The organism is Jannaschia sp. S6380, assembly GCF_023015695.1.
In the GTDB taxonomy this organism is placed as follows: domain Bacteria; phylum Pseudomonadota; class Alphaproteobacteria; order Rhodobacterales; family Rhodobacteraceae; genus Jannaschia.
In genome coordinates this window covers 559,504-585,646 of sequence record NZ_JALKAS010000001.1, presented here as the reverse complement: position 1 = coordinate 585,646, position 26,143 = coordinate 559,504, and the positions used below count along the sequence as shown (strand labels likewise).

Sequence of the window (26,143 nt, the reverse complement as noted above, 5' to 3'; positions counted from 1 at the left end):
TTCAGTCGTTGCCTTGCCGGAATGCAGATCGCGCAATATCTAGGCAGATGAGGGACGCGCCCAGGTGCGCCCTCACCTCCCTGTTGGACTATGGCCGAGCTTGATGCTCGGCCTTTTTTTATGCGGCCGCGCGGGCGGCGACCTGCTGGATGCGCTTCACCATCGCGCGCAGGCCGTTGGACCGCTGCGACGACAGATGTTCGTCGAGGCCCAGCCGGCCCAGCTCTGCGCCGGCGTCGACACGCGGCACCTCGGCCACGGGCAAGCCGGCATAGAGGTCGTGCAGGACGGCGATCAGGCCGCGCACGATCATCGCGTCGCTTTCCCCGGCGAAGTCGAAAAGGCCGCCCTCGATCCGAGGATGCAGCCAGACCTGGCTGGCACAGCCGTCGACCTTGGTCGCGGGCACCTTCAGCGCCTCGTCGAGTGCCGGGAACGCCTTGCCCATCTCGATCACGTGGCGATAGCGGTCTTCCCAGTCGTCAAGGAACTCGAAGGTCTCGACCAGTTCCTCGAACCGTTCCTGCGCCATGTCCCAACCCCTGACAGTCCGAGGACGGAGGTAAGGGTGCCGGCGCCAAAGGTCCAGTCCGGGCAACGATCGCCGGGCGCGCGCGCTTCCCAAACCACGCCGGATGGGCTAGCCCGAGCGGCAGGGACATTTGGGGGATCGCATGGGTTTCACGAGCAGGATCACGATCGCGCTGGTCGTCACGGCGCTTGCCGGCTGCGGCGCGGGCCAGACGCGGCTGAACCCGTTGAATTGGTTCGGGTCCGACCGTGAAGAACGGATCGCCGAGGCACGGACGGAAGACGCGCGTCCGGTCGTCGACCAGGTCGTCTCGCTCTCGGTGGCGCCGACCACGGGCGGGGCCATCGTGTCGACCGTCGGGCTGCCGCCCACGCAAGGCTACTGGGAGGCGGAGCTGGTGCGCGTGCCGACCGACGATCCGTCCGTCCTGCTGCTGGATTTCAACATCCTGCCGCCGCTTGCGTCCGAGCCGGTGGGCACCCAGCCCTCGCGTGAGGTGCTGGCCGGGCGCGTGTTCAGCACACAGGACCTCGCCGGCATCCGCACCATCGCGGTGCAGGGGCTGCAGAACCGCCGCAGCGTGTCGCGGAACTAGACGCGCGCGTTCGCCAGCTCCGTCCCCCGCGCCAGGGTGGCCAGCTTGGCATAGGCGATTTCCGGGTCGACGGCGCCGAAGCCCGCGAAGGTGCCGAAGCCGCAATCCGACGAGGCGATGACGCGGTCCGCCCCGACGATGCCCGCGAACCGGCCCAGACGTTCGGCCACGACTTCGGGATGTTCGACGAAGTTGGTGGTCGAATCGATGACGCCGGGCACCAGGATCTTGTCCTCGGGGATCTCGGCGGCGCGATCGCGGAAGACCTGCCATTCGTGGGCGTGCCGGGGGTTCGACGTCTCGAACAGCAGCTGCGCGGCGTTCACGCCCAGAAAGGTCGAGAAGACCGTATCCATGTCGATGTCGCAGACATGCGGCCCCTCGTAATTGCCCCAGCAGATGTGGACGCGGACGCGGGAGGGATCCAGCCCGTCGAGGGCGGCGTTCAGCGCCTCGACATGCATCTGCGCGATCTTCAGGAACTCCGCATCCGACAGGTCCGCAAAGAGCATGTGGCGCGACAGGGCCAGGTCGGGGCAATCGAGTTGCAGATAGAGGCCCGACCCGACGATGGTCCGGTACTCGTCCCGCATCGCGTCCGAGAGCGCGGCCAGATACGCTTCGCGGTTCGGATAGAAGTCGTTCTGCAGGAACAGCGAGATGACGCCCGGCGAGGCCGCGTTCATGAACCCCTCGGCCGCGCCGTGGCGGACCATGGCGTCCTGGAGGTTGGCGATGTCCTTTCGCAACTCGTCCTGACCTTTCGAGCGCACCTCGCCCGTGCACATGGGCCGTGCATATTGCGGCGTGCCGCCATCGTCGGCCAGACGCCTGAGAAAGCTGGGGAATTGCTTGAGGTCGGCGGGCGCGTTCCGGGGACTGTCGCCCGAGAAGCCGGTATAACGGTCCTTGACGTACGTCGCGTAGCTGATCTTGGACGTCTCGCCGTCCGAGACGATGCCGATCCCCGCCTCCACCTGCTTGCCCACCGTCTCGGAACAGGCGCGGGCCATCTGCGCGTCGAAGGCGGCTTGGTCGTAATCCTGCCCGTTCTCGCGGGCGAAGATCATGTCGACCGTCTCCTGCGTCCGCGGGAGGGAGCCGACATGGGTAACGCGGATGGGCATTGCGGATCTCCTCACGTGGTCGTGAAGGGGGTGCCACGTGGCGCGTCGGAGGGCAAGTTTCACTGCCCGGCGAAGGACGCCCCGCCTGTCCTGGAATGTGAGGCGCAGACCGATCAAGGCCTCGACCGTCGAGTAGTCGGCGTCGGTCGAAATGCCCTCTCCGTCCGACGGCGTCCGCGCGTCCGACCCGGCAGAGTCGCAATAGCCGCTCACCCTCAGCGTCGTCGAAGCGAAGTTACCGACGAACCGTTTGGCATCCGCCGTGCGCGAGGCGAACGCCAACTCCGACCGCCACGGGCTTTCGGCGAAAGCCGCCGGATGGCGCGGTGGCAGAAACAGGGGCGAGAACGACCCCGGCACAGGCCAGGAACGTCAGCCAGTCGCGGCGCGGATCGGGCAGGACGCGCCTCACCCCATCAGGCTGGGCCCGGCGGGGTCGTTGGTGCCCACCACGTGATAGAGGCTGGCCTCGCCCGTCATGCTGGGCACGGCGGCATGGGGCAGCCCCGCGGGCACCGACATGGTGTCGCCGGGGGCCAGCGTGTCCGAGCCGTCGGGCCAGGTCACGCGCCAATGGCCACGCATGGGCATCAGGACCGATGGGCGGTCGTGGCTGTGCGGCGTGTCGGTGGCCGAGGCGCGGGTGACCAGATCGACCTCGAACCCCGGGCGGTCGCGGATGATGCCGGTCTCTCCGATGACCTTGCAGGACACCCCGCCCGAGGTCAGCGCGACCATGTCCCAATAGCGGCGCACGCCCCAGCCGACGACCTGCATCGGCGTGAGTTCGGGATAGCCGACCAGCTCATCGTCGGTCAGCAGCTTCATGGGGCCGACGCCGGCGGGCAGCGTCTCGCCCTTCTTGCTGTCGTAGAGCTTGCCGTTCTCGCCCAGCACCAGGCCATGATCGGCCGCGTCCTCGATCACCTGGGGGGCCCAGATGACGCCGCCGCCGGCATCGTCCCCGCCCAGGATCGCCATGATCATCCCGTAATCGGTGCCGATATTCTCGAACCCGCGGAAGATGCCGGTGGGGATGTTGATGATGTCGCCCTCCTCCAGCACGACCTCGCCCGCGGTGCCCCGACGGCCCCAGAAGAAACGCCAGCGGCCCGAGAGGACGAAGAACACCTCGGCCGTGCGGTGCGAATGCAGCGAGTTGCGGCATTTCGGCGGCTGGCCTGCCGCGCCGATGTTGAACCCGTGGGGGGTGTTGATGTGGACGTGCTGATCGGCGGATTCGCTGACGCCGCCGCCAATGATGGTGAAGTTTTCCTTCCGGTCGCTGCCCGGCGTGTGGGCGTCGATGAAGGCGGTCTTGCAGGGCTTGAGTTCGCCGTAGCGGACGATCTGCGGCGCTAGGGTCGTCATGGAAGGGCTCCTTTCGGATCGAGTATCGGGGTTCCGGGTGCGATGCCGGTCATGTCCTGGTGCAGCCATACCATGCGATCGACGAACCAGAGCTTGGGTCCGGCGACGAGCGCGATGCCGCAGATGGTCCAGCCCGCGTCCAGCACGACGAGGCCCCAGACAAGCGGCACCGCGCCAAACGCCGACGTCGCGGTCAGCACCCAGGCGGCACGGACATGATGAGACGGCAGATCGATCTGTCCGCGCCGCAGCCAGACGCGCTCGCCCAGCGTGCCGCGGCCGGGCCAGGTGTCCCGATCGCGGGGGGGCGGAAAGAGGCGCGGATTGAGCCAGGTCCAGCCAAGCGCCAGCGCAACGGGAATAAGTGCCCACCAGCCGATCCAGACCCGGCTCCACACGGCGAGCGCGATGAGCGGCAGGGTCGTCGCACGGCTCCAGACGCTCCAGGGGTTGGCGTGACGCGCCCAGGCGCGGTCGTCCATCGTCATCAGCCGCTCGGCGGCGGCGAAGATTTCCATCAGACAGCCCCGGCCCCGAGATGGATCTGCTTCCAGATCGCGGTTTCGTCATAGAGCGTCCATTCCCGGCGGATGGACCAGCCATCCGGGCCCCAGGGTCCGAATTCGGCGTGGGTGCAGCCCAGCACGTAGACCATGGCGCCGCTGGGCGTGCCGAAGCCGCCCCAGCCCTCGTGCCGGCCCCAGAGCGACCAGCGGATCGCGGCGCGGGGCGGCATCATCGGGTCGTCGCGGCCGATCGTGTGTTCGATGTGGAAAGCGGCGTTCGGGAAGGCGGCGCGCAGGCGCATCCAGAACCCGTCGGCATCGCCGGTGCCGTGGCCGCGCACGCCGCCGGGATATTCCAGCTGGCAGGCGCGGTCGTAGCATTGCGGGATGGCGCGCATATCGGCGGCCATGATCCGACTGACGGTCTCGGCCAGGCGGGCGCCCCAGGGGTCGTCGTTCCCGGATCCGGCATAGGGGCCGGGCCGGTCGGTCTCGGGGGTGAGCGGCTTGACGCAGGCGTCGCGGCCACCCTCGCGTTCGATCAGGTCGGCGGCGTAGGCCTCGGGCGTCCAGCCCATCTGCCGCACGATCGCCCCCTGGTCACGGATCAGCCATTCGTCGTCGATCTGCGTGCCGCGCACATGGCAATCGGCCAGGATTCGATAGGTGAGCCGCTTGCCCGTCGCCTTGCCATAGACGCCATCGCCCGTATGCGTGGCCTGCGACAGCAACCGGTGCGACGACAGCATGCCCGCCTGCGGATCGTCGCCCGACCAGATCACGTCCTCACCCAGCAGCGTGCGATCGGGGAACTCGGCCAGCGTGGCCATGGTCGCGGCGATGACGTTGGCGTTGCCGATCACCACCGAGCCGGGGGAGCGGACGACGATGTCGGGCGCGTAGTAGTCGTGGAGCGTGGCGATGCCGCGGTCCTCCCAGATCTCGCGGGTGATGCCGATGATGTAGTCGGGCAGGTCCTTCCAGCGGTCGCCGATCGTCATGTCTCGTATCCTTCGGGTCGTCTCACGGTGCGGCGGACCACCAGCGGGCCGTCGATCTCTATGCTGCGGGCGCCGCGGGCGGGGGTTTCGATCAGGGCCATCATCTCGGCCACGGCGGCCTCGACCATGCGGCGGGTGGGTTGGCGCAGGGTCGTTAGGTCGTAGGAGGCCCAGGCCGCCATCGGCACGTCGTCGTAACCCAGGATGCCCACGTCGCCCGGGATCGACAGGCCCAGGTCGAAGCGCAGCATGTCCATCACCGCCAGCGCCATATGGTCGTTGGCCACGAAGATCGCGTCGGGCGGGTCGGGGCGGTCCATCATCGCGCGCGCGGCCTCGCAGGCCGTTTCGCGCGAGAAGCGACCTTCGCCCAGCGCGTGCAGCGGCTGACCGGCGGCGTCCAGCGCGGCGCGGAACCCGGCCAGACGGTCGCGGCTGGTCGAGGCGTCGGGGAAGCCCGAGATGTGGGCGATGCGTTCATGCCCGCCGGCCAGCAGGAACTCGGCCGCCTTGCGCCCGCCGGCCAGGTTGTCCGACGTCACCGCCGACAGGCCTGATCCCGGCAGGCCGCGATTGAACAGCACAACCGGGATCCCGGCCGCCGCGCAGCGCCGCGTCAGCTCACTCGACATGTTGACGGATGCGGCGACGATCCCGTCGACCTGATAGTCCAGCAACTCGCCGATGACGCGGTCGGTATCGACGCCGTGCTTGCCAGTCGTGAAGATCAGCAGGTGATAGCCCTCCTCCTGGAAGGCGGCGTTCAGCTTTTCGATCGCATCCGGGTAGAACGGGTTGTCCAGATAGGCCACCACCAGCCCGATGATCCGCGTCCGCCCGGTGATGAGTCCGCGCGCCAGGGCGTTCGGGCGATAGCCCAGCACCTCGGCCGAGGCACGGACGCGTTCCGCCATTTCGGGGCTGACCGACCCGCCGATGGTGAACACACGGCTGACCGCCGACTGGCTGACGCCGGCATGGCGGGCGACGTCCAGGCTGGTGACCTTCTTCGTCATCCGGCCGTCCAGCCCCCGTCGACCAGCAGCGACGTCCCCGTGACCATTGCCGAGGCGTCCGAGGCCAGAAACAGGACCGCGCCCATGACGTCCTCGACCTCGCCCACGCGGGGCAACTTGATCATGCGGTCGATCCAGGCGCGCCGTTCCGGGTCGGCGAAGGTCGATTCCGTCAGCGGCGTTCGGATGAAGGTGGGGCAGATCGTGTTGACGCGGATGTCGCGCGGGCCCCATTCGATGGCCATGGCCTTGGTCATCCCCTCGACGCCCCACTTCGTCGCACAATAGACGGCCCGGTCGATGCCGCCGACATGGCCCATCTGGCTGCTGATCTGGATGATCGACCCGCCCTTGCCCATGCCCGCCGCAACCTTCTGGGCCATGAAATAGGCCGCGCGCAGGTTCAGCGCGACGACATCGTCGAAATCGCCGGATTGCGTGTCGGCGGCAGGTCCGTGCCGGGCGATCCCGGCGGAGTTGCACAGGATGTCGAAAGGCGCCTGATCGGCCAGCAACGCATCGAGCGCGTCCAGATCGCCCACGTCGAGGGCCACGCCCTCGGCCCAATGGCCCGCGTCGCGCAGAGCGGCCACGGCTTCGTCCACGCCCGGGCGGCCACGCGCGGCGACGACCACATGCGCGCCCGCCTCGGCCAGCGCGGCCGCGCATCCGAGGCCGATCCCGCGCGATCCGCCAGGTACGAAGGCCCTCCGGCCGTCAAGGCGGAACGATGGCGTGCGGGGGAGCGTCATGCGCGTTCTCCGAATGGAATGCATAGGTATGCAGACACCGATTGCCCACCGAGGGCAAGTGCATTTGCATGAACCCTCCGCGCCGGCGCCGCGTTTGCCCGCCGAGACGGGCAACGGGCAATGGACGTGATGACCGACACGAACGACATCCTGGACGCGCTGGACCACGCCGCCGAAAATCGCGACCGCGTGACCGTGGGCCACGTCAACGACGAGATCGGGCATCGCGGCACCGGTGCCCTGCTGGCGATCCCCGCGTCGCTGGAGCTGACGCCGATCGGCGGGATCCCCGGCGTGCCAACACTGATCGGTCTGATCGTCGCGATCTTCGCGGTCCAGATCGTCATGGGCCGCGAGGACATGTGGCTGCCCGGTTTCCTGGAGAACCGGAACGTCAAATCGGAACGTCTGCGCAAGGCTGTCGAGAAGTTGCGCCCAGCGGCGGATTGGGCGGACCGGCATCTGGGCCGGCATCTGACGGTGCTGACCGATCCGCCCGCACCGCGTATCGCGGCGGCAGCGATCCTGCTGCTCTGCCTGACGATCCCGCCATTGGAGGTCGTCCCCTTCGCCTCATCCATCCCGACATCGACGATCGTGCTGTTCGGGCTGGGTCTTCTGCTGCGGGACGGTCGGGTCATGGCCCTGGCCTGGGCGGCCTGGATCGCTGCGCTGATCGGGGTATGGATGGTCTGGCCGTCCGACTGGTCTTTCCTGCTCTTCGCCGGTTAGCCAAGCTGCCGCATCCGGGACAGGACGTCGACGCCCAGCTGGTCCCAGACATGCAGAAGGTCGACGCAGACCCAGTTCTCGCGGATCAGGTCGCCCTCGACGCGCCAGAAATCCAGCGACCGCATGGTTATGCGCTGACCCGCGCCCGCGATGCCCAGCCACCCACCGCCCGAGACGGTCATGCTCATCCCCGGCCAGGCGGTGAAGGCGACGTAATCGCCCGCGCCGAAGAAATGTCCCTTGTCGACATGGCCGCGCCGGTCGGGCATGGCGTCGAGAAACGGGATCTGGTGATGGTCGCGGAAGCCGCGGATGCCGCGCGCGGTGCCGATGCCGCCGGGGCCATACCAACTGCAACGCGGGTGCCAGGCGCGGGGCAGGTCCATCGCCGCCTCGCCCTGCGGACTGAGATGCAGGCGGTCCAGCATGTCGCCGACGACGCGCAAGGCATGCGCCCCGTCGCCCTGCGGGTCCAGCCCGTCCTGCGTCATCGGCGCGGGGACGAGGCCGGTCCGCCCGAGCGCCGGCCCCATCGGCCACGCGCCGGCCTGCAGCATCAGGTCGGGCAGGTCCCAGATGGCCTGCACCTCGACCGCGTGTCCGTCCTCGATCCGGTAGAATTCGTGATAGCGCAGGAAGGCCAGGCGGCCGGTGGGCGGAATGTCGAGGAACGGGGCGGCGAAGCGCCCGGCGTAGTGTCCCGCCTGCCCCAGCCAAACCTCGCCATGTGCGTCGGTTCCCCTGATCGAGATGTCGATCCGCCGTTCGACGTCCGGCCAGGCCCGCCACAGCGGATCTAGCGCGGCGCCGATGAAACCCGCACCCCCTGTGACGTCACCGAACGGGTGGCAAAGGTGGACGGGCGCGTGGGCGGCGATAGCGCCCTCGACCACCTGACGCATCGTGGCGGCGTCGCAATCGGCCAATCGCTCCAGCATGTCGCGGGTCCAGGCGTTATTCGGCGGCGTCGCGGTGCGGCGCACCTTCGCCGTAAGGCACGTTCACCCCGCCGTAACGGCGCACGCGGACATTGCATTGTTCGGCATGGCCCACAAACCCTTCGAGCATGCACAGCCGCGAGCCGTATTCCCCGATCAGGGTGGCCGCCGCATCGGTCGTGACCTTCTGGTAGCTATGCGTCTTGAGGAACTTGCCGACCCAGAGTCCGCCCGTATAGCGGCCCGCCTTCTTGGTGGGCAGCGTGTGATTCGTGCCGATGACCTTGTCGCCATTGGCCACGTTGGTGCGCGGCCCGAGGAACAGCGCGCCATAGCTGTGCATGTTCTCGAGGTACCAGTCATCGCGATCGGTCATGACCTGCACGTGTTCGGAGGCGATATCGTTGGCCAGCCGCAGCATCTCGTCATGATCGTCGCAGACGATCACCTCGCCGTACTCCTCCCACGAGACGCGGGCGGTGTCGGCGGTGGGCAGAATCTTCAGGATGCGCTCGATCTCGGCAAGCGTGTCCTCGGCCAGCCTGCGCGAGGTGGTCAGCATCACCGCGGGCGAGTTGTAGCCGTGTTCCGCCTGACCCAGCAGGTCGGTGGCGCAGATTTCGCCGTCCACGGTGTCGTCGGCGATGACCATCGTCTCTGTCGGTCCAGCGAAGAGGTCGATGCCGACGCGGCCGTAAAGCTGCCGCTTGGCTTCAGCCACGAAGGCGTTGCCGGGACCCACCAGCATGTGAACGGGATCCATGCTCTCGGTGCCGATGGCCATGGCGCCGACCGCCTGGATGCCGCCAAGGACATGGATCTCGTGCGCGCCGCCCAGATGCATGGCCGCGATCACGGCCGGGTTCGGCCGGCCCTTGAAGGGCGGCGTGCAGGCGACGATGCGCGGGACACCGGCGACGGCGGCGGTCGCGACCGACATGTGGGCGCTGGCGACCATGGGAAACTTGCCGCCGGGGACGTAGCAGCCCACGGACCGCACGGGGATGTTGCGGTGCCCCAGGATCACGCCGGGCATCGTCTCGACCTCGATATCCAGCATCGAGTCGCGCTGCGCCTGGGCGAAGTTGCGCACCTGTTCCTGCGCGAAGCGGATGTCGGCCAGTTCGCGTTCGGACAGCTCGGCCATCAGGGCATCGATCTCGTCCCGGCTCAGGCGGAAGCTGTCGGGCGCGTAGTCATCGAACTTCTGCGACAGCTCGCGCACGGCGGCATCGCCGCGGGCCTCGATATCTTGAAGGATCTGCTCGACGCTGGCGCGGACCTTCGCGTCGTCCTCCGCCCGCTCGCTGTCCGATTTCGCCGTCTTGAGGTGATCCGCCATTTCCATCCTCCCCGGAACGCATGCCGTCGACCCGGAGGCCATGCCGGGTCGCCCTCCCCCTCCAAGCGGATTTTGCATACCTATGCAAGTGACGATCAGAGATCGGCGATCCATTCGGCGATGATGGGCGTCAGGGTCTGCGTACCACCCGGGCTGAGGATGTCGCCGGCGATCACATGCGCGTCGGGGTCGTCGCCCGGCGGCACGGCGACCCGCCGGACGGCGGCAGGCGGGCCCCAACCGGCGGCGACGCGTTCGGTCGCGGCGTGGTCGACGACGGTGTCTTCTGGCGCGAACAGGAACAGCGCCGGACTGCGCGCGGCGGACCAGTCTAGGCCGTCCGCATGGTCGATCAGCGCCTGCATCGGCAGCAGGGCGCGCGTCGGATATTCCGTCGTCCAGTGGCGGGCGTGGCGCGCGTTCATCGGCGTGAAGCTGCGCGTCCGCCCGGCGACGAGGGGGAGCCAGTGGCGCGCCAGGGGCCAGGACAGCAGCCGGGCGGCCGGGTTCGCGACGCGGAAGTTCGGCGAGACGAAGACCACGCCCGCCAGCCCGTCCGCCGCATCGACAAGGTCCGGATCGGTCGCCAGTACCCCCGCGAGCGTGCCCCCGGTCGAGGTGCCGATGACGACGACGCGGCGCCCGATGGCGCGACCGATGGCCATCGCTTGGGCCAGATCCTCGACCCAGTCACCGGCATCCGCCCGGGCCAGCGCGGCGCCGGTCCGTCCATGGCCCGTCAGCCGCGTCAGATAGACGTTCGCGCCCAACCGCTCGCCCAGCATGTTGGGGACGGGCCGCAATTCCCACGACGTGGCGGAAAAGCCGTGAAGGTAGACGATCGCCAGATCGGTGACATCGCCCGGCGCACCCGCCCAGAGGATCCGCTTGCGCGCCTCCGGGTCCAGGTCGGGCACCTGCCCCTCCCGATCGGCGAGCCAGCCGTCCAGGTCGTCGGGCATGCTGGACGCATCGAAGGCCACGTCGGTGTCCACCGCCTCGCGCGGGCCGAACAGCCACAGCGCCGCCAGCGCCAGCAGGACCAGCGCCAGCAGACGGCCCGCCCAAGTTCCGATCCGCCGCATGACGCCACCCCCCCTGTCCACGATCAGGCCCCGGCGGGCGGCCCGCGTCAACCGCGGGCGCGGTCCAACACCTCGGTCACGCTGTGCCGGATCATGGCGAGGTTCTCATCCTCCGAGAAGCGATGATCCGCGCCCTTCACCAGCGTCAGGCGCATGTCCGGCCCGTCCGCGTGTTCCAGCAGGCGCAGCGCGGTGGCCGTCGGGACGGCCGCATCCTCGGTGCCTTGCAACATGCGCACCGGAAACGGCAGCGACAGCGGGTCGCGCAGGACCAGGCGCGTCCGTCCCTCCTCGATCAGGTGGCGGGTGACGACATAGGGCTCGCCATAGTCGGAGGGGACGGCGACGCGCCCCTTCTCGAACAGGGTCACGCGCTGGGCGTCGGTGAAGCCGGCCCAATATCCGTCCTCGGTGAAATCGGGGGCGGCCGCGATGGTGACGAGGCCCGCGACGCGCGCGGGGTGATGGCGCGCGATCAGCAATGCGATCCAGCCGCCCATGCTGGAGCCGACCAGCACCTGCGGGCCTTCGGTCGCGTGGGCGATCATGGCCAGCGCGTCCTCGTACCAGTCGCCGATCGAGCCGGCCTCGAACGTGCCGCCCGACTCGCCGTGCCCGGAATAGTCGAGGCGGAGAAACGCGCGTCCCTCGCCCTGCGCCCAGGCTTCGAGCGCGAGCGCCTTGGTGCCGTTCATGTCGGAATTGAACCCTCCGAGGAAGACCACCCCGGGGCCGCGCCCCTCGGTCACGTGGTAGGCCAGACGGTGCCCGGCACGGTTGATGGACTGCGACATGACGGACCTCCGCTGCGAAACCTGCCCCTTTGGTAGGCCCGCGACCACGCATGCGCAAACGGTCGCGAACCGATCCGCCCCGCGCCGCGTTTCAACTCCGCAACCGATGGAGAGAGACGATGGCCGAACGCGACGCCCCCCAGCAGCCCATCCCCGAACGTCCACACGCCCCCGGCGCGCCCAAGAAGAACCCCTACGGCGAAAGCGAGGCGGTCGAGAAGCCGGAGGGCGGCCGGACGAAATACGACAAGCCGGCCGAGGGCGCGGACGATTTCGCCATCGACGAGGAGCGGGACAAGCGGATCCGCGGCAACGAGGCGCCGGACGACTGACAGGTGACCATATGGTCACATCTATTGACACGTGACCATATAGTCACCTAACTGATGTCATGGATTCGGTCTTCAAGGCCCTCGCCGACCCGTCGCGGCGCGATCTGCTCGACGCGCTGCGCGGGCGGGACGGGCAGACGCTGTCCCAGTTGGAGGCGGCGCTGCCGCTGTCGCGCTTCGGGGTCGCCAAGCACCTGAAGGTGCTGGAAGAGGCCGGGCTGGTGACACGCGTGAAGTGCGGGCGCTTCACGCATCACTACCTGAACGCGGTACCCCTGGCGGAAGCCATCGGACGCTGGATCGAACCCTACAAGGTGGCGCCCGCCGTCAGGGGGGTGCTCGATCTCAAGGCTCGATTGGAGGGCACCATGACCACGAAACCCGACTACGTATTGCGCACCTATATCCGCTGCACCCAGGACGCGCTCTGGGATGCGCTGACCGACGCGGACCAGATGGCGAACTATCACTTCCACGCCAGCGAGGTCAGCCGGGACGGCGACGCACTGACCTATGTCGCACCCGACGGGAAGGAGATGCTGATCTGCCGCGAAACCAAGCTGGACCCCAAGACACGGATCGAGTCGGTGTTCGAGCCGCGCTGGGCCCCCGACGTGCCGAAATCGCAATTCGTCTGGATCATCGAGCCCGGCGCCGATCAGTGCCGGCTGACGCTGGAGCACTACGACATCCCGCCCGGCGGCGAAGGCTATGCCGACGGCTGGGAGCGTATCACCTCGGGGCTGAAGACCTGGCTGGAGAACGGCGAGCCGGCCAAGTTCGCGGCGGTCGAGGCATGACGCCCGAACTCTGGTGGATGACATGGACGGCGATCCTGGCCGGATCGCTCTGGATCCCGTTCATCGTCGGCGTCGGCACGGCGCCGCAGGGCACCTGGCCCGAGGGGACGGATCCCTTCGTCACGCCGATGGACCCGAACCTCCAGCGGCCCTGGGTGCGCCGCGCCTTCCGCGCGCATCTAAACCTGCTGGAGCAGTTCCTGCCGATGCTGGCCCTGGTCCTGATCGCCCATGCGGCGGGCGTGTCGAATGCCGCAACGGTCTGGGCGACCGGCCTCTTCTTCGCGCTGCGCCTCGCCCATGCGGCGGGCATGATCACCGGCACGGCGCGGATGCCGCTGCGCCCCATCCTGTTCACGTCAGGCTGGGTCTGCATCCTGGTCGTCGCGGGCGCCATCATCCTCACTTGACCGGCCGCGGAAGCCCTGCGCCACGACGAACTTCTCGGAACTGTCGGCCCGGCTCGCGCCGGGCTTGACGTTCGCAACCTTCTCGAACCGTTGCTTCAGCCGTTTCTGCAGGTCCCCCTCGGCCCCGCCGGCCAGCACCTTGGCGACGAAGGTGCCGCCCGGCGCCAAGACGTCGAAGGCCAGCTCCGCCGCCGCCTCGCAAAGCGCGATGATCCGCAGATGGTCGGTCTGCTTGTGCCCCGAGGACGACGCCGCCATGTCGGACATGACCACGTCCGCCGGGCCGCCCAGCCAACGCTTGATGGCATCGTCCGCCCCTTCGGACAGAAAGTCGAGGACGTGGATCTCGGCACCCGGCACGGGCTCCACCTCCTGCAGGTCCACGCCGATGATGCGGCCCTGTTTCTTCTTCGGGTTGGATCCGTCCGCGTTGAGGCGCGGCACCGCCACCTGCAGCCAGCCGCCCGGCGCGCAGCCGAGGTCGACGACGCGCGCGCCGGGGACGAGGAAGCCGTATTTGTCGTCCAGTTCCATGATCTTGAAGGCCGCGCGGCCGCGATACCCCTCGGCCCGGGCGCGGGCGACGTAGGGATCGTTGAGCTGCCGCTCCAGCCACAGCTTCGACGACAGCCGCCGCCCGCGCGCCGTCTTGACCTTGACGGTCAGGTCGCGGCGCCCCCGGCCGGACGTGTTCTTGGTGGGTTTCTTGACCATTCCGGCGCAGATAAGCCGTTTCGGCGCGGATGCCTAGAAGGGACCGTCGTCCAGCACGCCGTCCGCCGACATCTGGGCGTAGAGCAGCCCCTCGCGAAGGCCCCGATCGGCCACCGACAGCCGGTCCGTGGGCCAGACCCGCAGAAGCGCCTGCAGGATGGCCGCGCCCGACATGATCAGGCTGTGCCGGTCGCGGCCGATACGGGGGTCGTTGCGCCGTCCGTCGGGTCCGAGTGCCAGGTAGCCGCGGATCACCTTGTCGATCTGCTGCGTGGTCATCCGCAGGCCATCGACCTTGTTGCGGTCGTAGCGGCGCAGGTTCAGATGCGTGGCGGCGACCGTGGTGACGGTGCCGCTGGTCCCCACGATCTGAAAGCCCGGATCGGCGTCGCCCTCGGCATCGGCATAGGGGCTGAACTCGGCCAGGCACTCCTCGAAATGCCAGGACATCAGCGCGAAGCGCGCGGCGTCGTCGGTCACGTCGCGGAACTGATCCTTGAGCGTGGCGACGCCCAGCGGGATGCTGATCCAGTCGACGACCTTGGCGCGAGGGAACGGATCGTCCGCGCTGCCCTTGAAGCCGGCATGCAGGCGCATGATCGCCCGCGCGCGGTCGTGGCGCGGCACGCGGGTCAGGTCGATCCAGACCAGCTCGGTCGAACCGCCGCCGATGTCGACGACGAGCAACTGCTCCGTCTTGGCCGAGACCAGCGGCGCGCAGGAAACGACGGCGAGCCGCGCTTCCTCCTCGGGCTGGATGATCTGCAGCGGCAGGTCCGTCTCGCGGTGGACGAGGTCGATGAACTCGTCGGCATTGGTGGCCCTGCGGCACGCCTCGGTCGCGACGAGGCGCATGCGGCGGACGTCATGCGTTTCCAGCTTGCGACGACAGATCTTGAGCGCGCCGATGGTGCGCGCCATGGACGACCGCGACAGGCGTCCCGACGATTCCAGCCCGTTGCCGAGCTGGACGGATTTGGAGAAGCTGTCGACGACGTGGAGTTGGCTGCCCTTGGGCTGCGCGATGAGCATCCGGCACGAATTGGTGCCGAGATCGAGCGCGGCATAGAGCTCCGCGGGGTCGGGCCGGTCGGTCGCCGGTTCGACGGTCTGGTTCGGCCGGGACAGGGGTCCGGCGGCACGCGGCATGCCGGCGTAGGACCCCGGCCGCTTGGCCGGATCTTCCGGTGGCATCGCCGCCTCCGTATGTCAGGTTGCGATCATGGTATGCCCGGCACACCCTCGCGCACAAGGATTCTTCATGTCGGTGTTGAAGGATTCGATCCTTTCGCCCCCTCGCGCCCGGCGCGTCGCGGGCCTATCCCGGTCGGTGTCGCCATCGGGCGGAACCAAGTCGGGATCGGGCGACGGCGACCGGGGCACCGCTCCTATATCCGCAGGAAGGACAAGGGAGGCATCATGGCACAGGTCACGGTCGTCTATTGGCGGGACATTCCCGCGCAGGTCATCGCGGGCACCGGCCGCCGCGCCGCGAAGGTCCAGCTGAGCGAGCGGTTCGAGCAGGCCATCGACCGCGCCGCCATGCGCTCGGGCGCGTCCGAGACGGACGCCTACCTTGCCGATTGGCGCAAGGTCCCCGAGGGGGAAATGCCCGGCGCCGACGACGACGCGGCCCGCACCCGTGCCGAACGCCTGGAGGCCGAATGGACCGAAGACCGTCTGCGCGACGTGGCGATGGCTGGCGGCAGGGAGGGCGAAAGCTGATGTCGATCCTGGGCTTCCGCCGCGCCGCCGCGCCCGCCCCCGAGCCGAAGGACGAGGCCCTCGCGGATTTCCTGCATGGCTGCTCCGTCGAGGTGATGCCCCGCACCGCCGAGAAGGTGGAGGATTTCGCCGCCATCCTGCCCGCCGGCACGCGGGTCTACGTCGCCCATATCGACGGCACCCCCATTGCCGACATGGTCGCGACCGCCGCCCGCCTGCGCGCCGAGGGGATGGAGCCGATGCCCCATTTCCCCGCGCGCATCATCGCCGACCGGGCCACCCTGCTGGACTGGGTCGCGCGCTATCGCGGCGAGGCGGACGTGCGGCAGGGCCTGATCCTGGCCGGCGGCGTGCCCACCCCGGCGGGTGATTTCGAGACCTCGATGCAGTTGCTGGAGACCGGCGCGTTTACCGGATTCGACCGCCTGCACGTCGCCGGCCACCCCGAGGGGAACCGCGACATCGACCGCGACGGCGGCATGAAGAACGTCTCGGATGCGCTTGCCTGGAAACAGAAATTCTCGGAGAGAACGGATGCCCGCATGGCCATCGCGACCCAGTTCTGCTTCGAGGCGGGACCGGTCATCGAATGGGCCAACGCGATCAAGGCCGCGGGCATCGATCTGCCGGTGCATATCGGCGTGGCCGGTCCGGCCAAGCTGCAGACGCTGATCAAGTTCGCCATCGCCTGCGGCGTCGGCCCTTCGCTGGGCGTGTTGCAGAAGCGGGCCATGGATGTGACCAAGCTGCTGCTGCCCTACGCGCCGACCGAATTCGTGTCGGAGCTGGCATGGCACAAGGCGGCCAACCCCGATTTCAATATCGAGTCGGTCCACATCTTCCCATTGGGCGGGATCAAGACCTCCGCCACCTGGCTCTCCGAGCATTCGAAGGATGAAGAATGACGCGTACCGTACTGGAATCGAAGACGAAGACCGTCGTGATCGGCTTCGACGAGCCGTTCTGCGTCATCGGCGAGCGCATCAACCCGACCGGCCGCAAGAAGCTGGCGGCCGAGCTGGAGATGGACGATTTCTCGACCGTGGAGCGTGACGCGCTGGAGCAGGTCGCCTGCGGGGCCATGGTCCTCGACGTCAATTCCGGTGCGGTCTTCACCAACAAGATGGCGGAGGATCCGCGCTACGCCGACAACAACTTCGTCGAGCCGGCCCTGATGAAGCAGCTGATCGAGCGGGTGCAGGCGCTGGTGGATGTGCCGCTCTGCATCGACAGCTCCGTCCCCGGCGCGCTCGAGAACGGGTTGCAGGCGGCCGAAGGGCGCCCGCTCCTGAATTCCGTCACCGGCGAGGAGGAGCGGCTGGACCTGGTCCTGCCGCTGGTCAAGAAATACAACGTGCCTGTCGTCGCCATCTCCAACGACGACACCGGCATTTCCGAAGACCCCGACGTGCGCTTCGCCGTAGCGAAGAAGATCGTCGAGCGTGCGGCCGATTTCGGCATCCCCGCGCATGACATCGTGGTCGACCCGCTGGTCATGCCGATCGGCGCGATGGCGACGGCGGGGCACCAGGTCTTCACCCTCGTCCGCCGCCTGCGCGAGGAGCTGGGCGTGAACACGACCTGCGGCGCGTCCAACATCAGTTTCGGGTTGCCCAACCGGCATGGTGTGAACGCGGCTTTCCTGCCGATGGCCATCGGCGCCGGCATGACGAGCGCGATCATGAACCCCGTCCGCGCGCAGGAGATGGAGGCGATCAACGCCGCCAACCTTCTGATGAACCAGGACCCGAACGGCGGAAAATGGATCGGCTTCACCCGCGTTCTGGATGCCGTAAGGGAGGGCGCGCCCTTCGCCGAAGCGGCGCGTGCGGCCGCGGCGTCGGGGGCGAGGTCGGGCGGACGCCGCGGCGGCCGCCGCCGCGCCTGAACGGCCGTGGGCGAGGCAGCCGAGAACCGGGGGCGGACCCGCGCGAAGATGGGCCGGGCATGACCGACCATCAGGTGATCTTCATGCCTTCGGGCAAACGCGGCCGGTTCGCGACGGGCACGCCCGTCCTTCAGGCCGCGCGGTCCCTGGGCGTCGACCTGGACAGCGTCTGCGGCGGGCGGGGCATCTGTTCACGCTGCCAGGTCCAGCCCGGGCGCGGGGCCTTCCCGAAGCTGGGCGTCACGATCGCGGATGACGCGCTGTCGGAGTTCAACGCCGTCGAACGCCGCTACGACGAGAAACGCGGACTGAAGCCGGGGCGGCGCCTCGGATGCCAGGCTCAGGTGCAGGGCGACGTGGTCATCGACGTCCCGCCCGAAAGCCAGGTCCACCGCCAAGTCGTCCGCAAGGAGGCCGGCGGGGCGCCCATCGTGATGGACCCGGCCACGCGCCTGCACATGGTTACGGTGGAAGCGCCGGACATGGACGCCCCGTCCGGCGATCTGGAGCGGGTGAAGGCGGCGCTCGCGGCGCAGTGGGATCTGCACGACCTGCGCATGTCCCCGGCCCTCTTGCGGCGGCTGCAGCCTGTGCTGCGCAAGGGCGACTGGCAGGTCACCGTCGCCGTCAACCATGACGAGGGCCGGATCGTGGACCTGTTTCCCGGCCTGCGTACGGCACCTCTGCTGGGCCTTGCCATCGACCTCGGCTCGACCACGATCGCGGCGCATCTGTGTGACCTGTCGACGGGCGAGGTGCGGGCCTCGGGCGGGGTGATGAACCCCCAGATCCGGTTCGGCGAGGATCTGATGAGCCGGGTCAGCTATGCCATGATGAACCCTGACGGCGATGTCGAGATGACCCGCGCCGTGCGCGAGACGATCGACGCGCTGGCGGTCGACCTGGCCGGCCAGGCAGGCATCCCACCGGGCGACGTGGTCGAGGCGGTCGTGGTCTGCAACCCGGTCATGCATCACCTGCTTCTGGGCATCGACCCGGTGGAGCTTGGCCAGTCGCCCTTCGCGCTGGCCACGTCCGACGCGATGCGGCTGGCGGCGGCCGAGATCGGTCTGACCTCCGTCGCGCCGGGCGCGCGCGCCTATCTCCTGCCCTGCATCGCGGGCCATGTCGGCGCCGACGCCGCCGCCGTCGCCTTGTCGGAGGCCCCGGACCGCCAGGACGAGCTGACGCTGATCGTCGATGTCGGCACCAATGCCGAGATCCTGCTGGGCAATCGCGAACGGATCCTGGCCTGCTCCTCGCCCACGGGTCCGGCGTTCGAGGGCGCGCAGATCAGCGCCGGACAGCGCGCCGCGCCAGGCGCGATAGAACGCGTCGAGATCGATCCCGTCACCAAGGAGCCGCGTATCCGCGTCGTCGGGTGCGAATACTGGTCCGACGATCCGCGTTTCGGCCCCGCGACAGCCGAGACGGGCATCACCGGCATCTGCGGGTCCGGCATCATCGAGGCGGTGGCCGAGATGCGGATGGCCGGCATCCTGGACGCATCGGGCCTGATCGGATCGGCCGACCAGGTCGGCACGCCGCGCTGCGAGAGCATGGGACGCACGCATGCCTACCTCTTGTGGGACGGATCGCGGGACGAGGGCGAACGGCGTGTCCTGGTCACGCAAGGCGACATCCGCGCGATCCAGCTGGCGAAATCCGCGCTCTATGCCGGCGCGCGCCTGCTGATGGACGAGGCGGGCGTGGATACCGTGGCGCGGGTGCGGCTGGCGGGGGCGTTCGGGGCCCATATCTCGCCCCGACACGCGATGGTGCTGGGGATGTTCCCCGATACCCCGCTCGACGCGGTGACGAGCGCGGGCAACGCCGCCGGGCATGGCGCGCGGATGGCGCTGTGCAACCGGTCCGCCCGCGGCCATGTCGAGGACCTGGTGCGTCGCGTCGAGAAGGTCGAGACGGCGATCGCGCCCCGCTTTCAGGAGCATTTCGTGGCTGCCAACGCGATCCCGCACGCGACGGCGCCCTTCCCGCACCTGCCCGCCCTGCCCGATGTCAGCTTCAACACCGCATCCGAGGGGCGCGCGCGCCAGCGGCGGCGGCGCTAGAGCGTCACGACTTCGCCCTGTGCGGCCTCGGCGTCTGCGGCGTCATGGGTCACCATCAGCACGGGCACGCCAGCCCCGCGTGCACGGGCGAAGACGAGGTCGCGCATCTGCCCGCGCCGATCCGCGTCCAACTTGGAGAACGGCTCGTCCAGCAACAAGGCGCGCGGGCGCGACAGGAGCGTGCGCATCAGCGCCACACGGGCCGCCTGCCCGCCCGACAGCGTGGCGGGATCGCGGGGGCCGAACCCGGCCAGCCCGATCTCGGACAGCGCGGCGGCGACAGTCGCGCAACGTTCGGCCCGCCCGCCCCCGCGCGGCAGCCCGAAGGCCAGGTTCGCGGCCACGTCGAGATGCGGAAACAGCAGCGGATCCTGGTACAGCAGACCGACGCGCCGGGCTTCGGGCGCAACGCCGGTCAGGTCGCGGCCGTCCAGGATCACGCGGCCCGTCGCGCAAAAGGCCGGCGCGAGGTCGCCGATGACGACGCTGAGCAACGTGGACTTGCCCGAGCCCGACGGCCCCATCAGCGTCAACACCCGGCCGGGCGCGACATGGGCATCCAGCCGCAGCAACGTGTCGGACCCGTGCATCACCGCGACATCCTCGATCCGCAGGCCGTCAGCCATGGCGCAGACCCCGGCGGTTGCGGAACAGGATGGCCGGCACGATCAGCGCCAGCGCGAAGGGCAGCAGCGCCGCGCCGGTCTGGCCCAGGCCCCAGACCCCGATCGCGCGCCGGTCCCCGCCGGAGGACAGGGCCACCGCCTCGGTCACGAGGGTCGCGATCCGCCCGCCGCCCAGCAGCAGCGTCGGCAGGTATTGACCCACCGACACCGCGATGCCGATCGCCGCGGCCGTCAGCAGCGGCCCGGCGAGCATCGGCAGGCGCAGCGTCCAGAGCGTGCGGTTGCGCGATGCGCCGAGGCCCGACGCCACCCGCGCCAACCGGATGTCCCAGGCCCGGAACGGGCCGGAAAGGGACAGGAAGACATAGGGCAGGACGAACACGACATGTCCGGCCAGAACCAGCCCCCAGGAGGGCCCGAAGCCCAGCGACAGCGGCAGGAGTTGCAACCCGGGCAGGAAGGCGACCTGCGGAACCAGAAGCGGCAGGTAAAGGAGCCAGAGCGCCCGCTGGCCGAGCGTGAGCCCGAAGCGATGCTCCGCCTCCAAGCACCCGACCACGAGGACGAGCGACGCGAGCGTCGCCGCGCCGGCCAGCGCGACGGTGTCGAGCGCCACATCGACCATGGACGGGCCGAAGCGCGCCCAGCTGCGCAAGGTCAGCGCCTCGGGTGCCAGGTCGGGAAAGGACCAGCGCGCCGCAACCGACCAGACGGCAAGCGCCGCCAAGCCGGCCAGCACCATCGCCGCCGACCCCGCCGCCAATGCGAGGCCCGCCCCGCGTGCCACCCGTTCGGGCGCCCCGCCGCCGGAGACGACCCAGCGCCGGCCCAGCCGCGCGGCCAGCCTCTCGCCCGCGAACCACAGGGCCAGGACGGCAAGCGTCGCCGCGAACAGGATCACGCCACCGGCCGCGGCGACGGCGCGCGAACTCAGGTCCGGGTCCATCATCCAGCGGGTCACCTGCACCGCCAGGGTCGAAGGCGTCGACGGCCCGAGGATGACGGCCACGTCGACATTGGTCATGCCGTAGACCAGCACCACCAGGACCGGCAGCCGCACCTGTGCGTAGACGCCGGGGAACACCGCCTTGAACCACCCCGCGACGCGCCCCTGGCCCAGCGACCGCGCCACGCGCAGCCGGGGGCCCGCATTCGCCTGCGGCAGGGCGGCCAGCATCATCAGCAACAGGAACGGCAGTTCCTTCGCGATCAGACCGGCGGTCAGCGACAGGCCCCACGGATCGTTCAGAATCAGCAGGTCCGGCGCCCGTTCCCACCCGAGGGCCACCGCCGGGATGCGCGCGATCCAGCCTGATGGCGCGATCAGGAACGCGAGCCCGAGGGCCGCTGCCGCGTGCGGCACCGCGAGGAGCGGCGAGAGCGCGCGTTCCAGCCAGCGAAAGGCGCGCGTGCCGTGCCAGCCCGCGAGGATCAGCGCCGCGACCGAAAGCGCGCCCAGCGTGGACAGCACGCCCGACAGGATCGCCACCCCCAGCGCGCGCGGCAGCCCCCGCCAGCCGAGTGCCGCCTGCATCGGCGCATCGGCCCCGGGAACGAGGTATCCGAAGGCGGGAAGGACCGTGCCCAGTAACCCGAAGGCCACCGGGCCGGCCAGAACGAGCGTCGTCAGGAGCGGAAGCGGGCGCAGCACCTATTGGGCGACGCCGTAGCGCGCGACCCAATCCTCGGCCAGGCGGGTGGCCCAGCTGGGATGCGGCTCCGGCAGGGCGGGGCCGAGTTCGGCCGGCGTCAGCGTCGCGATCCCGAGGTCGAGCGCATCGAAGGCGGCACGGTCGGCCCCGGGCAGCTTGTCCATGTCGAGGACGGTGCCATAGCCCAGAATGTCGGGCGTCTGCGCGCGAAGCTGCGCTTCGGGCGACAGCAGGATGTTCGCCACGACCATCGCGCCCTCCTTGGCGTTGGCGTTATAGGGGATCGCGACGAAGCTGGCATTGCCCAGCGTGCCGCCATCGAGCACATAGGTCCGCACCGTCTCGGGCAGTTCGTAATTGGCGATCGCCGCGGTCGCCTCGCCGGGCGAGAAGCTGAAGGCGAGGTCGGTCTCGCCGTCGTTGATGAGTTGGAGCATCCGCGGACCGGTCTCGGGATAGGCGCGCCCCTCGCGCCACAAAAGCGGCGTCAGCCGGTCGAGGAAATCCCAGAGCGGCGCCGACACCTCGGCATAGTCGTCGCCCACCGGCGCCTGCAGGACAGATGCCTCCTCGACCGTCTCGATCAGCATCTGCTTGAGGAAGGTCGTGCCCAGGAAGTCCGGCGGCTGCGGATAGGTAAAGCGCCCGGGGTTCCGCCCGGCCCAGTCCAGCAGGGCCTCGGCCGATTTCGGCGGATCCTCGACCCGTGCCGTATCGTGGACGAAGACGAGCTGCGCCATGGCCCAGGGACTCTCGTAGCCCTCGGTCGGGACGGTGAAGTCGGTCGTGACGGTCTTGCCGTCGACATCGACATAGCGCCAGTTCGGAAGCTGCTCGGCGAAGGGCCCGAAGAGGAGGTCGTTCGCCTTCATCGAGGCGAAGTTCGCGCCATTGATCCAGATGAGGTCGACCGAGCCGCCGCTGTCGCGCCCGGCCTGGCGTTCGGTCAGCACGGCGCCCACCGCATCGGCCGTATCGGCGAGCTTGACGTGTTCCAGCGTCACGCCTTCCTCGGCCGCGCGGTCGCCGATCCAGGAAATGAAGTCGTTGGTGGCCGACGACCCGCCCCAGGCATGCCAATAGACCGTCTGCCCCTCGGCCGCGCGGGTCACGGCATCCCAGTCGGCGGGGTCGATATCGGCCTGCGCCGGCAGGGTCAGCAACGCGGTCAGGGCAAGGATCAGTCTCATGTCTCTCTCAACTCAGGATGTGGCGGGCGTTCATGACGCGTGCGGTCGCGGTCAGCAGGCACAGGCCACCGAACGCCCAGGCCAGCGGCGCGAATTGGTTCGGCAGCAGGCACAGCAGCACGAAGAAGGCGATCGTCTCGGCCCCCTCCAGCAGTCCGACGGAATAGTAGAGCGACTTGCGGCCTTGGGCCCGTGTCGTCAGGCCCCGCTTTTCGGCCTGCACCGCGAAGCCCAGAAAGCTGGTTCCGTTGACGTAGAACGACAGCAGAAGGAACGCCGCCGGCAGCGCGTTCGCCGGATCCGCCACGGCGAAGGCGAAGGGCACCGCGCCGTAAAAGACGAAGTCGGCCCATATATCGAGATAGCCGCCGAAATCCGTCGGATGCGTCGCCCGCGCGACCGCCCCGTCCAGCCCGTCGAGCACCCGCGACACCAGAAGCGGCAGGAGCGCCCAGCCGAACGCCCCGAGCGCGATGCAGACGGCCGAGATCAGGCCCAGCGCCAGACCCGTCAACGTGATCGCGTCGGCCGTGGCGCCCCACCGGGCCAGATGGCGGCCGGCACGATCAAGCGGCGGGTCGATCAGGGGACGGATCCTGGCGTCGAACATGAACCCTCGGGCTGCGGGACGGACTGACCTATCGCATGCCCGGCGGGGGCATGGGCGACAACCCACGAAGATGTGAGCCGAGGGGGCGGACCCGTCAAGTGAACGCTGCGTCACGCACGGGCAGGAATACGCCCGACGATCCGGGACGAGGCGAGCAGCATCACGGCCGACGCCGCCAGCGAGAGCGAAAGCCCGCCCAGCTGATAGGTCAGTCCCGACAGGACCGTGCCCAGCAGACGCCCGGCGGCATTCGCCATGTAGTAGAAGCCGACATCCATCGTCACCCGCGCAGCGCCCGCGAAGTCGAGGATCAGAAAGGAGTGCAACGCCGAGTTCATCGCGAAGAGCGCCCCGAACGCCAGCAGCCCCACCAGCACGACCGCCATCGAGCCCGACCAGCCGAGCGCGACCGGCGCGAGCGCGAAGGGCACGACCGCCAGCGCCAGCGCCCAGATACCGGCCCGCCCTGCATCGCCCTGCCCCATGATCCGCGGCGCGGCCGCCTGCACCGCGCCGTAGCCCACGATCCAGAGCGCCATGAAACCCCCGGTCAGGAAGAACGCGCGGTCGTCTGACATGCCCTGCGCCAAGGTCGCCGCCAGCCAGATCGGCAGGGCCACGACGAACCATACGTCGCGCGCGCCGAAGAGGAACATCCGGGCCAGCGACAGGCGATTGATGCGGGCGTCCGTGCTGAAGACGTGGGCGAAGCGGGCGCCCTTGTCGCGGATCGAAAGGCCCGCGGGCAGGAAGATCGCGATGGCCAGCAGGACCAGCGACAGGGTCGCCGCCATCAGCCAAAGGGCCGGCACGAACCCCACGCCCGCCAGAAGGCCGGCGCCGACGAAGAAGCCCGCACCCTTGATCGCGTTCTTCGACCCGGTCAGGACCGCGACCCACCGGAACAGCCCCTGCCCCGCCGGCGCCAGCAGCTTCACCGCCGATTTCGACGCAGTCTTGGTCAGGTCCTTGGCCACCCCCGATGCGCCCTGCACCAGCATCACGAACCAGACCGAAACCGCGATCGTCCAGCCCGGGTCGAGCGCGGTCAGGGCCGCCAGCGCCACGATCTGCAGTGCCAGCCCGGCGATCAGCGTCGAGGCCAGGCCGAAGCGCGCGGCCAGCCATCCGGCGGTCAGGTTGGTGACGATGCCCGCCACCTCGTAGAGGACGAAGAGCCAGGCGAGTTGCAGCGGCGAGAAGCCCAGCCGGTGGAAATGCAGCAGCACCAGCATCCGCAACGCGCCGTCGGTCAGCATGAACGCCCAATAGGCCGCGGTGACGGCCGCATAGCCCCGGAGCGATGTCATCCGGCCATCATCCGCGCGATGTCGGCCAGGCGGACGGCATAACCGTATTCGTTGTCGTACCAGGCATAGAGCTTCAGATGCGTTCCCTGCACCACCACCGTCGACGGCGCGTCGATCACGACCGAGCGCCGCTCGTTGAGGAAGTCCGACGACACCAGGGAGCGATCCTCGACCCCGAGGATGCCGGCGAGGGCCCCCGCCTCTGCCCGGCGAAACGCGTTGTTGATGCCCTCGGCCGTAACCTCGTGCGCCATCTCGAACGCGCAATCCGTCAGCGACGCGTTCAGCAGCGGCACGCGGACGGCATGGCCCGTCAGCCGCCCCTCCATCTCGGGGAAGATCGCCATGATCGCACGGGCCGACCCGGTCGTGGTCGGGATCAGGTTGTTGAGCGCCGAGCGCGCGCGCCGCGGATCCTTGTGCGGCCGGTCGACCATGGTCTGGGTGTTGGTGACGTCATGGATCGTGGTGAAGCTGCCGTGCCGGATTCCGATATCGCGCAGCACGTGGACGATGGGCGCCAGACAGTTGGTCGTGCAGCTGGCCGCCGTGACGAGGCGCTGCGTGCCGTCGTAGCGGTCGTGGTTCACCCCGTAGACGAGGTTCAACGCAGCGTCGCCCTTGATCGGGGCCGAAACCAGCACGCGGTCCACGCCTGCGGCCCAATAGGGTTCCACCGCGGCGTCGGTCTTGAAGGCGCCGGTGCAGTCCAGCACGGCGTCGATGCCCCCGAGCGGCAGATCCTCGATCCGGCGGTGCCCGGTCAGCGGGACGGAGGCGTCGCCGAGGTGCAGGCGGTCGCCTTCGGCCCGGCAGGGGCGGATCCAGCGGCCGTGGACGCTGTCGAACTCCATCAGCAGGGCATGCTGTTCGGCATCGCCGGCGGCGTCGTTCACGGCGACGACCTCGACCCCGCCGGGCGTGTCGATCAGGTCGCGCAAAACCAGCTTGCCGATCCGGCCCAGCCCGTTGAGAAGCACCTTCATCGCATCCATCCCCCGTCATGCCGCACCGCGCCGCTAG

The 26,143-nt window shown here is 69.2% G+C and carries 28 protein-coding genes; 9 read left to right on the top strand and 19 right to left on the bottom strand.

Annotation, left to right across the window (positions count from 1 at the left end):
• Positions 1-118 precede the first annotated feature (118 nt).
• Positions 119-532, bottom strand: a complete 414-nt coding sequence (locus MWU52_RS03040; protein ID WP_246949301.1) for a SufE family protein — start codon at positions 530-532, stop codon at positions 119-121.
• A 142-nt stretch (positions 533-674) separates the two neighbouring features.
• Here MWU52_RS03040 and MWU52_RS03035 point away from each other — a divergent pair, with 142 nt between their 5' ends.
• On the top strand, positions 675-1,127 hold the full coding sequence (locus tag MWU52_RS03035) for a hypothetical protein (RefSeq protein WP_246949298.1): 453 nt from the start codon (positions 675-677) through the stop codon (positions 1,125-1,127).
• On the opposite strand, the gene MWU52_RS03030 is transcribed toward MWU52_RS03035, so the two are convergent.
• The 6 genes from MWU52_RS03030 to MWU52_RS03005 form a co-directional block, all read right to left on the bottom strand.
• A complete protein-coding gene (locus MWU52_RS03030; RefSeq protein WP_246949296.1) occupies positions 1,124-2,254 on the bottom strand; it encodes a cobalamin-independent methionine synthase II family protein in 1,131 nt (376 codons plus the stop codon). The genes MWU52_RS03035 and MWU52_RS03030 overlap by 4 nt on opposite strands.
• 408 nt (positions 2,255-2,662) lie before the next feature.
• Positions 2,663-3,625: a cupin domain-containing protein gene (locus MWU52_RS03025; RefSeq protein WP_246949293.1), complete on the bottom strand. Its 963-nt coding sequence runs from the start codon at positions 3,623-3,625 to the stop codon at positions 2,663-2,665.
• Entirely contained in the window at positions 3,622-4,143 is a 522-nt protein-coding gene (locus MWU52_RS03020; protein WP_246949292.1) for a DUF6653 family protein, read from the bottom strand. Before MWU52_RS03020 ends, MWU52_RS03025 begins: the two co-directional genes overlap by 4 nt.
• Positions 4,143-5,132, bottom strand: a complete 990-nt coding sequence (locus tag MWU52_RS03015; protein WP_246949291.1) for an ester cyclase — start codon at positions 5,130-5,132, stop codon at positions 4,143-4,145. Before MWU52_RS03015 ends, MWU52_RS03020 begins: the two co-directional genes overlap by 1 nt.
• A complete protein-coding gene (locus tag MWU52_RS03010; protein ID WP_246949289.1) occupies positions 5,129-6,148 on the bottom strand; it encodes a LacI family DNA-binding transcriptional regulator in 1,020 nt (339 codons plus the stop codon). Before MWU52_RS03010 ends, MWU52_RS03015 begins: the two co-directional genes overlap by 4 nt.
• A complete protein-coding gene (locus MWU52_RS03005) occupies positions 6,145-6,900 on the bottom strand; it encodes an SDR family oxidoreductase (RefSeq protein ID WP_246949287.1) in 756 nt (251 codons plus the stop codon). The genes MWU52_RS03010 and MWU52_RS03005 overlap by 4 nt, the downstream gene beginning before the upstream one ends.
• A 129-nt stretch (positions 6,901-7,029) precedes the next feature.
• Between MWU52_RS03005 and MWU52_RS03000 the strand changes: the two genes are divergently transcribed.
• A complete protein-coding gene (locus MWU52_RS03000; protein WP_246949285.1) occupies positions 7,030-7,632 on the top strand; it encodes an exopolysaccharide biosynthesis protein in 603 nt (200 codons plus the stop codon).
• Here MWU52_RS03000 and MWU52_RS02995 read toward each other — a convergent pair.
• The 4 genes from MWU52_RS02995 to MWU52_RS02980 all read right to left on the bottom strand — a co-directional run bounded on the left by MWU52_RS02995 (position 7,629) and on the right by MWU52_RS02980 (position 11,791).
• Positions 7,629-8,615: an ester cyclase gene (locus MWU52_RS02995; protein WP_246949284.1), complete on the bottom strand. Its 987-nt coding sequence runs from the start codon at positions 8,613-8,615 to the stop codon at positions 7,629-7,631. The genes MWU52_RS03000 and MWU52_RS02995 overlap by 4 nt on opposite strands.
• The gene (gene hisD, locus MWU52_RS02990; RefSeq protein WP_246949282.1) at positions 8,587-9,912 is read right to left on the bottom strand and encodes a histidinol dehydrogenase; all 1,326 of its coding nucleotides are present in this window, start codon (positions 9,910-9,912) and stop codon (positions 8,587-8,589) included. Before hisD ends, MWU52_RS02995 begins: the two co-directional genes overlap by 29 nt.
• A gap of 95 nt (positions 9,913-10,007) precedes the next feature.
• Complete coding sequence (locus tag MWU52_RS02985; RefSeq protein ID WP_246949279.1) at positions 10,008-10,997, bottom strand: alpha/beta hydrolase; 990 nt, start codon at positions 10,995-10,997, stop codon at positions 10,008-10,010.
• A gap of 47 nt (positions 10,998-11,044) precedes the next feature.
• Positions 11,045-11,791 (bottom strand): alpha/beta hydrolase, encoded by a 747-nt coding sequence (locus MWU52_RS02980; protein WP_246949276.1) that lies wholly within the window; start codon positions 11,789-11,791, stop codon positions 11,045-11,047.
• A gap of 119 nt (positions 11,792-11,910) precedes the next feature.
• Between MWU52_RS02980 and MWU52_RS02975 the strand changes: the two genes are divergently transcribed.
• From MWU52_RS02975 to MWU52_RS02965, 3 genes are read left to right on the top strand one after another with little or no spacing between them, the layout of a single operon-like run.
• On the top strand, positions 11,911-12,123 hold the full coding sequence (locus MWU52_RS02975) for a hypothetical protein (protein WP_246949273.1): 213 nt from the start codon (positions 11,911-11,913) through the stop codon (positions 12,121-12,123).
• Between the two features lie 59 nt (positions 12,124-12,182).
• Positions 12,183-12,923, top strand: a complete 741-nt coding sequence (locus MWU52_RS02970; RefSeq protein WP_246949270.1) for a metalloregulator ArsR/SmtB family transcription factor — start codon at positions 12,183-12,185, stop codon at positions 12,921-12,923.
• Positions 12,920-13,333: an MAPEG family protein gene (locus MWU52_RS02965; RefSeq protein ID WP_246949267.1), complete on the top strand. Its 414-nt coding sequence runs from the start codon at positions 12,920-12,922 to the stop codon at positions 13,331-13,333. The genes MWU52_RS02970 and MWU52_RS02965 overlap by 4 nt, the downstream gene beginning before the upstream one ends.
• Here MWU52_RS02965 and MWU52_RS02960 read toward each other — a convergent pair.
• Both MWU52_RS02960 and MWU52_RS02955 read right to left on the bottom strand, forming a co-directional pair.
• Positions 13,283-14,047 carry an RlmE family RNA methyltransferase gene (locus MWU52_RS02960; protein WP_246949265.1) on the bottom strand — a complete coding sequence of 255 codons (765 nt, stop codon included), beginning with the start codon at positions 14,045-14,047 and terminating at the stop codon, positions 13,283-13,285. The two genes, MWU52_RS02965 and MWU52_RS02960, sit on opposite strands and share 51 nt — an antisense overlap.
• A 33-nt stretch (positions 14,048-14,080) precedes the next feature.
• Entirely contained in the window at positions 14,081-15,196 is a 1,116-nt protein-coding gene (locus MWU52_RS02955; protein ID WP_246952738.1) for a Ppx/GppA phosphatase family protein, read from the bottom strand.
• A 270-nt stretch (positions 15,197-15,466) separates the two neighbouring features.
• On the opposite strand from MWU52_RS02955, the gene MWU52_RS02950 reads away from it, so the two are divergent.
• From MWU52_RS02950 to MWU52_RS02935, 4 genes are read left to right on the top strand one after another with little or no spacing between them, the layout of a single operon-like run.
• Positions 15,467-15,772, top strand: coding sequence for a virulence factor (locus MWU52_RS02950; protein WP_246949263.1), 306 nt, complete (start codon positions 15,467-15,469; stop codon positions 15,770-15,772).
• On the top strand, positions 15,772-16,677 hold the full coding sequence (locus MWU52_RS02945; protein ID WP_246949262.1) for a methylenetetrahydrofolate reductase: 906 nt from the start codon (positions 15,772-15,774) through the stop codon (positions 16,675-16,677). The genes MWU52_RS02950 and MWU52_RS02945 overlap by 1 nt, the downstream gene beginning before the upstream one ends.
• Positions 16,674-17,660, top strand: a complete 987-nt coding sequence (locus MWU52_RS02940) for a methyltetrahydrofolate cobalamin methyltransferase (protein WP_246949260.1) — start codon at positions 16,674-16,676, stop codon at positions 17,658-17,660. Before MWU52_RS02945 ends, MWU52_RS02940 begins: the two co-directional genes overlap by 4 nt.
• A 59-nt stretch (positions 17,661-17,719) precedes the next feature.
• Complete coding sequence (locus MWU52_RS02935) at positions 17,720-19,732, top strand: ASKHA domain-containing protein (protein ID WP_246949256.1); 2,013 nt, start codon at positions 17,720-17,722, stop codon at positions 19,730-19,732.
• Here MWU52_RS02935 and MWU52_RS02930 read toward each other — a convergent pair.
• The 6 genes from MWU52_RS02930 to MWU52_RS02905 all read right to left on the bottom strand — a co-directional run bounded on the left by MWU52_RS02930 (position 19,729) and on the right by MWU52_RS02905 (position 26,115).
• Positions 19,729-20,358, bottom strand: a complete 630-nt coding sequence (locus MWU52_RS02930) for an ATP-binding cassette domain-containing protein (protein ID WP_246949253.1) — start codon at positions 20,356-20,358, stop codon at positions 19,729-19,731. The genes MWU52_RS02935 and MWU52_RS02930 overlap by 4 nt on opposite strands.
• Positions 20,351-22,009, bottom strand: coding sequence for an ABC transporter permease subunit (locus MWU52_RS02925; RefSeq protein ID WP_246949250.1), 1,659 nt, complete (start codon positions 22,007-22,009; stop codon positions 20,351-20,353). Before MWU52_RS02925 ends, MWU52_RS02930 begins: the two co-directional genes overlap by 8 nt.
• Positions 22,010-23,200 carry an ABC transporter substrate-binding protein gene (locus tag MWU52_RS02920; protein WP_246949246.1) on the bottom strand — a complete coding sequence of 397 codons (1,191 nt, stop codon included), beginning with the start codon at positions 23,198-23,200 and terminating at the stop codon, positions 22,010-22,012.
• 7 nt (positions 23,201-23,207) lie between these two features.
• Positions 23,208-23,810 (bottom strand): CDP-alcohol phosphatidyltransferase family protein, encoded by a 603-nt coding sequence (locus MWU52_RS02915; RefSeq protein WP_246949245.1) that lies wholly within the window; start codon positions 23,808-23,810, stop codon positions 23,208-23,210.
• A 110-nt stretch (positions 23,811-23,920) separates the two neighbouring features.
• Positions 23,921-25,120, bottom strand: coding sequence for an organoarsenical effux MFS transporter ArsJ (gene arsJ / locus MWU52_RS02910; protein WP_246949242.1), 1,200 nt, complete (start codon positions 25,118-25,120; stop codon positions 23,921-23,923).
• Complete coding sequence (locus MWU52_RS02905; RefSeq protein ID WP_246949241.1) at positions 25,117-26,115, bottom strand: ArsJ-associated glyceraldehyde-3-phosphate dehydrogenase; 999 nt, start codon at positions 26,113-26,115, stop codon at positions 25,117-25,119. Before MWU52_RS02905 ends, arsJ begins: the two co-directional genes overlap by 4 nt.
• Positions 26,116-26,143 lie beyond the last annotated feature (28 nt).

What these genes read in the sequence shown, in the direction of transcription:
- MWU52_RS03040 (WP_246949301.1), bottom strand. Translation starts at nt 532, where the DNA reads ATGGCGCAGGAACGGTTCGAGGAACTGGTCGAGACCTTCGAGTTCCTT.
- MWU52_RS03035 (WP_246949298.1), top strand. Translation starts at nt 675, where the DNA reads ATGGGTTTCACGAGCAGGATCACGATCGCGCTGGTCGTCACGGCGCTT.
- MWU52_RS03030 (WP_246949296.1), bottom strand. Translation starts at nt 2,254, where the DNA reads ATGCCCATCCGCGTTACCCATGTCGGCTCCCTCCCGCGGACGCAGGAG.
- MWU52_RS03025 (WP_246949293.1), bottom strand. Translation starts at nt 3,625, where the DNA reads ATGACGACCCTAGCGCCGCAGATCGTCCGCTACGGCGAACTCAAGCCC.
- MWU52_RS03020 (WP_246949292.1), bottom strand. Translation starts at nt 4,143, where the DNA reads ATGGAAATCTTCGCCGCCGCCGAGCGGCTGATGACGATGGACGACCGC.
- MWU52_RS03015 (WP_246949291.1), bottom strand. Translation starts at nt 5,132, where the DNA reads ATGACGATCGGCGACCGCTGGAAGGACCTGCCCGACTACATCATCGGC.
- MWU52_RS03010 (WP_246949289.1), bottom strand. Translation starts at nt 6,148, where the DNA reads ATGACGAAGAAGGTCACCAGCCTGGACGTCGCCCGCCATGCCGGCGTC.
- MWU52_RS03005 (WP_246949287.1), bottom strand. Translation starts at nt 6,900, where the DNA reads ATGACGCTCCCCCGCACGCCATCGTTCCGCCTTGACGGCCGGAGGGCC.
- MWU52_RS03000 (WP_246949285.1), top strand. Translation starts at nt 7,030, where the DNA reads ATGACCGACACGAACGACATCCTGGACGCGCTGGACCACGCCGCCGAA.
- hisD (WP_246949282.1), bottom strand. Translation starts at nt 9,912, where the DNA reads ATGGCGGATCACCTCAAGACGGCGAAATCGGACAGCGAGCGGGCGGAG.
- MWU52_RS02985 (WP_246949279.1), bottom strand. Translation starts at nt 10,997, where the DNA reads ATGCGGCGGATCGGAACTTGGGCGGGCCGTCTGCTGGCGCTGGTCCTG.
- MWU52_RS02980 (WP_246949276.1), bottom strand. Translation starts at nt 11,791, where the DNA reads ATGTCGCAGTCCATCAACCGTGCCGGGCACCGTCTGGCCTACCACGTG.
- MWU52_RS02975 (WP_246949273.1), top strand. Translation starts at nt 11,911, where the DNA reads ATGGCCGAACGCGACGCCCCCCAGCAGCCCATCCCCGAACGTCCACAC.
- MWU52_RS02970 (WP_246949270.1), top strand. Translation starts at nt 12,183, where the DNA reads ATGGATTCGGTCTTCAAGGCCCTCGCCGACCCGTCGCGGCGCGATCTG.
- MWU52_RS02965 (WP_246949267.1), top strand. Translation starts at nt 12,920, where the DNA reads ATGACGCCCGAACTCTGGTGGATGACATGGACGGCGATCCTGGCCGGA.
- MWU52_RS02960 (WP_246949265.1), bottom strand. Translation starts at nt 14,047, where the DNA reads ATGGTCAAGAAACCCACCAAGAACACGTCCGGCCGGGGGCGCCGCGAC.
- MWU52_RS02955 (WP_246952738.1), bottom strand. Translation starts at nt 15,196, where the DNA reads ATGCCGCGTGCCGCCGGACCCCTGTCCCGGCCGAACCAGACCGTCGAA.
- MWU52_RS02950 (WP_246949263.1), top strand. Translation starts at nt 15,467, where the DNA reads ATGGCACAGGTCACGGTCGTCTATTGGCGGGACATTCCCGCGCAGGTC.
- MWU52_RS02945 (WP_246949262.1), top strand. Translation starts at nt 15,772, where the DNA reads ATGTCGATCCTGGGCTTCCGCCGCGCCGCCGCGCCCGCCCCCGAGCCG.
- MWU52_RS02940 (WP_246949260.1), top strand. Translation starts at nt 16,674, where the DNA reads ATGACGCGTACCGTACTGGAATCGAAGACGAAGACCGTCGTGATCGGC.
- MWU52_RS02935 (WP_246949256.1), top strand. Translation starts at nt 17,720, where the DNA reads ATGACCGACCATCAGGTGATCTTCATGCCTTCGGGCAAACGCGGCCGG.
- MWU52_RS02930 (WP_246949253.1), bottom strand. Translation starts at nt 20,358, where the DNA reads ATGGCTGACGGCCTGCGGATCGAGGATGTCGCGGTGATGCACGGGTCC.
- MWU52_RS02920 (WP_246949246.1), bottom strand. Translation starts at nt 23,200, where the DNA reads ATGAGACTGATCCTTGCCCTGACCGCGTTGCTGACCCTGCCGGCGCAG.
- MWU52_RS02915 (WP_246949245.1), bottom strand. Translation starts at nt 23,810, where the DNA reads ATGTTCGACGCCAGGATCCGTCCCCTGATCGACCCGCCGCTTGATCGT.
- arsJ (WP_246949242.1), bottom strand. Translation starts at nt 25,120, where the DNA reads ATGACATCGCTCCGGGGCTATGCGGCCGTCACCGCGGCCTATTGGGCG.
- MWU52_RS02905 (WP_246949241.1), bottom strand. Translation starts at nt 26,115, where the DNA reads ATGGATGCGATGAAGGTGCTTCTCAACGGGCTGGGCCGGATCGGCAAG.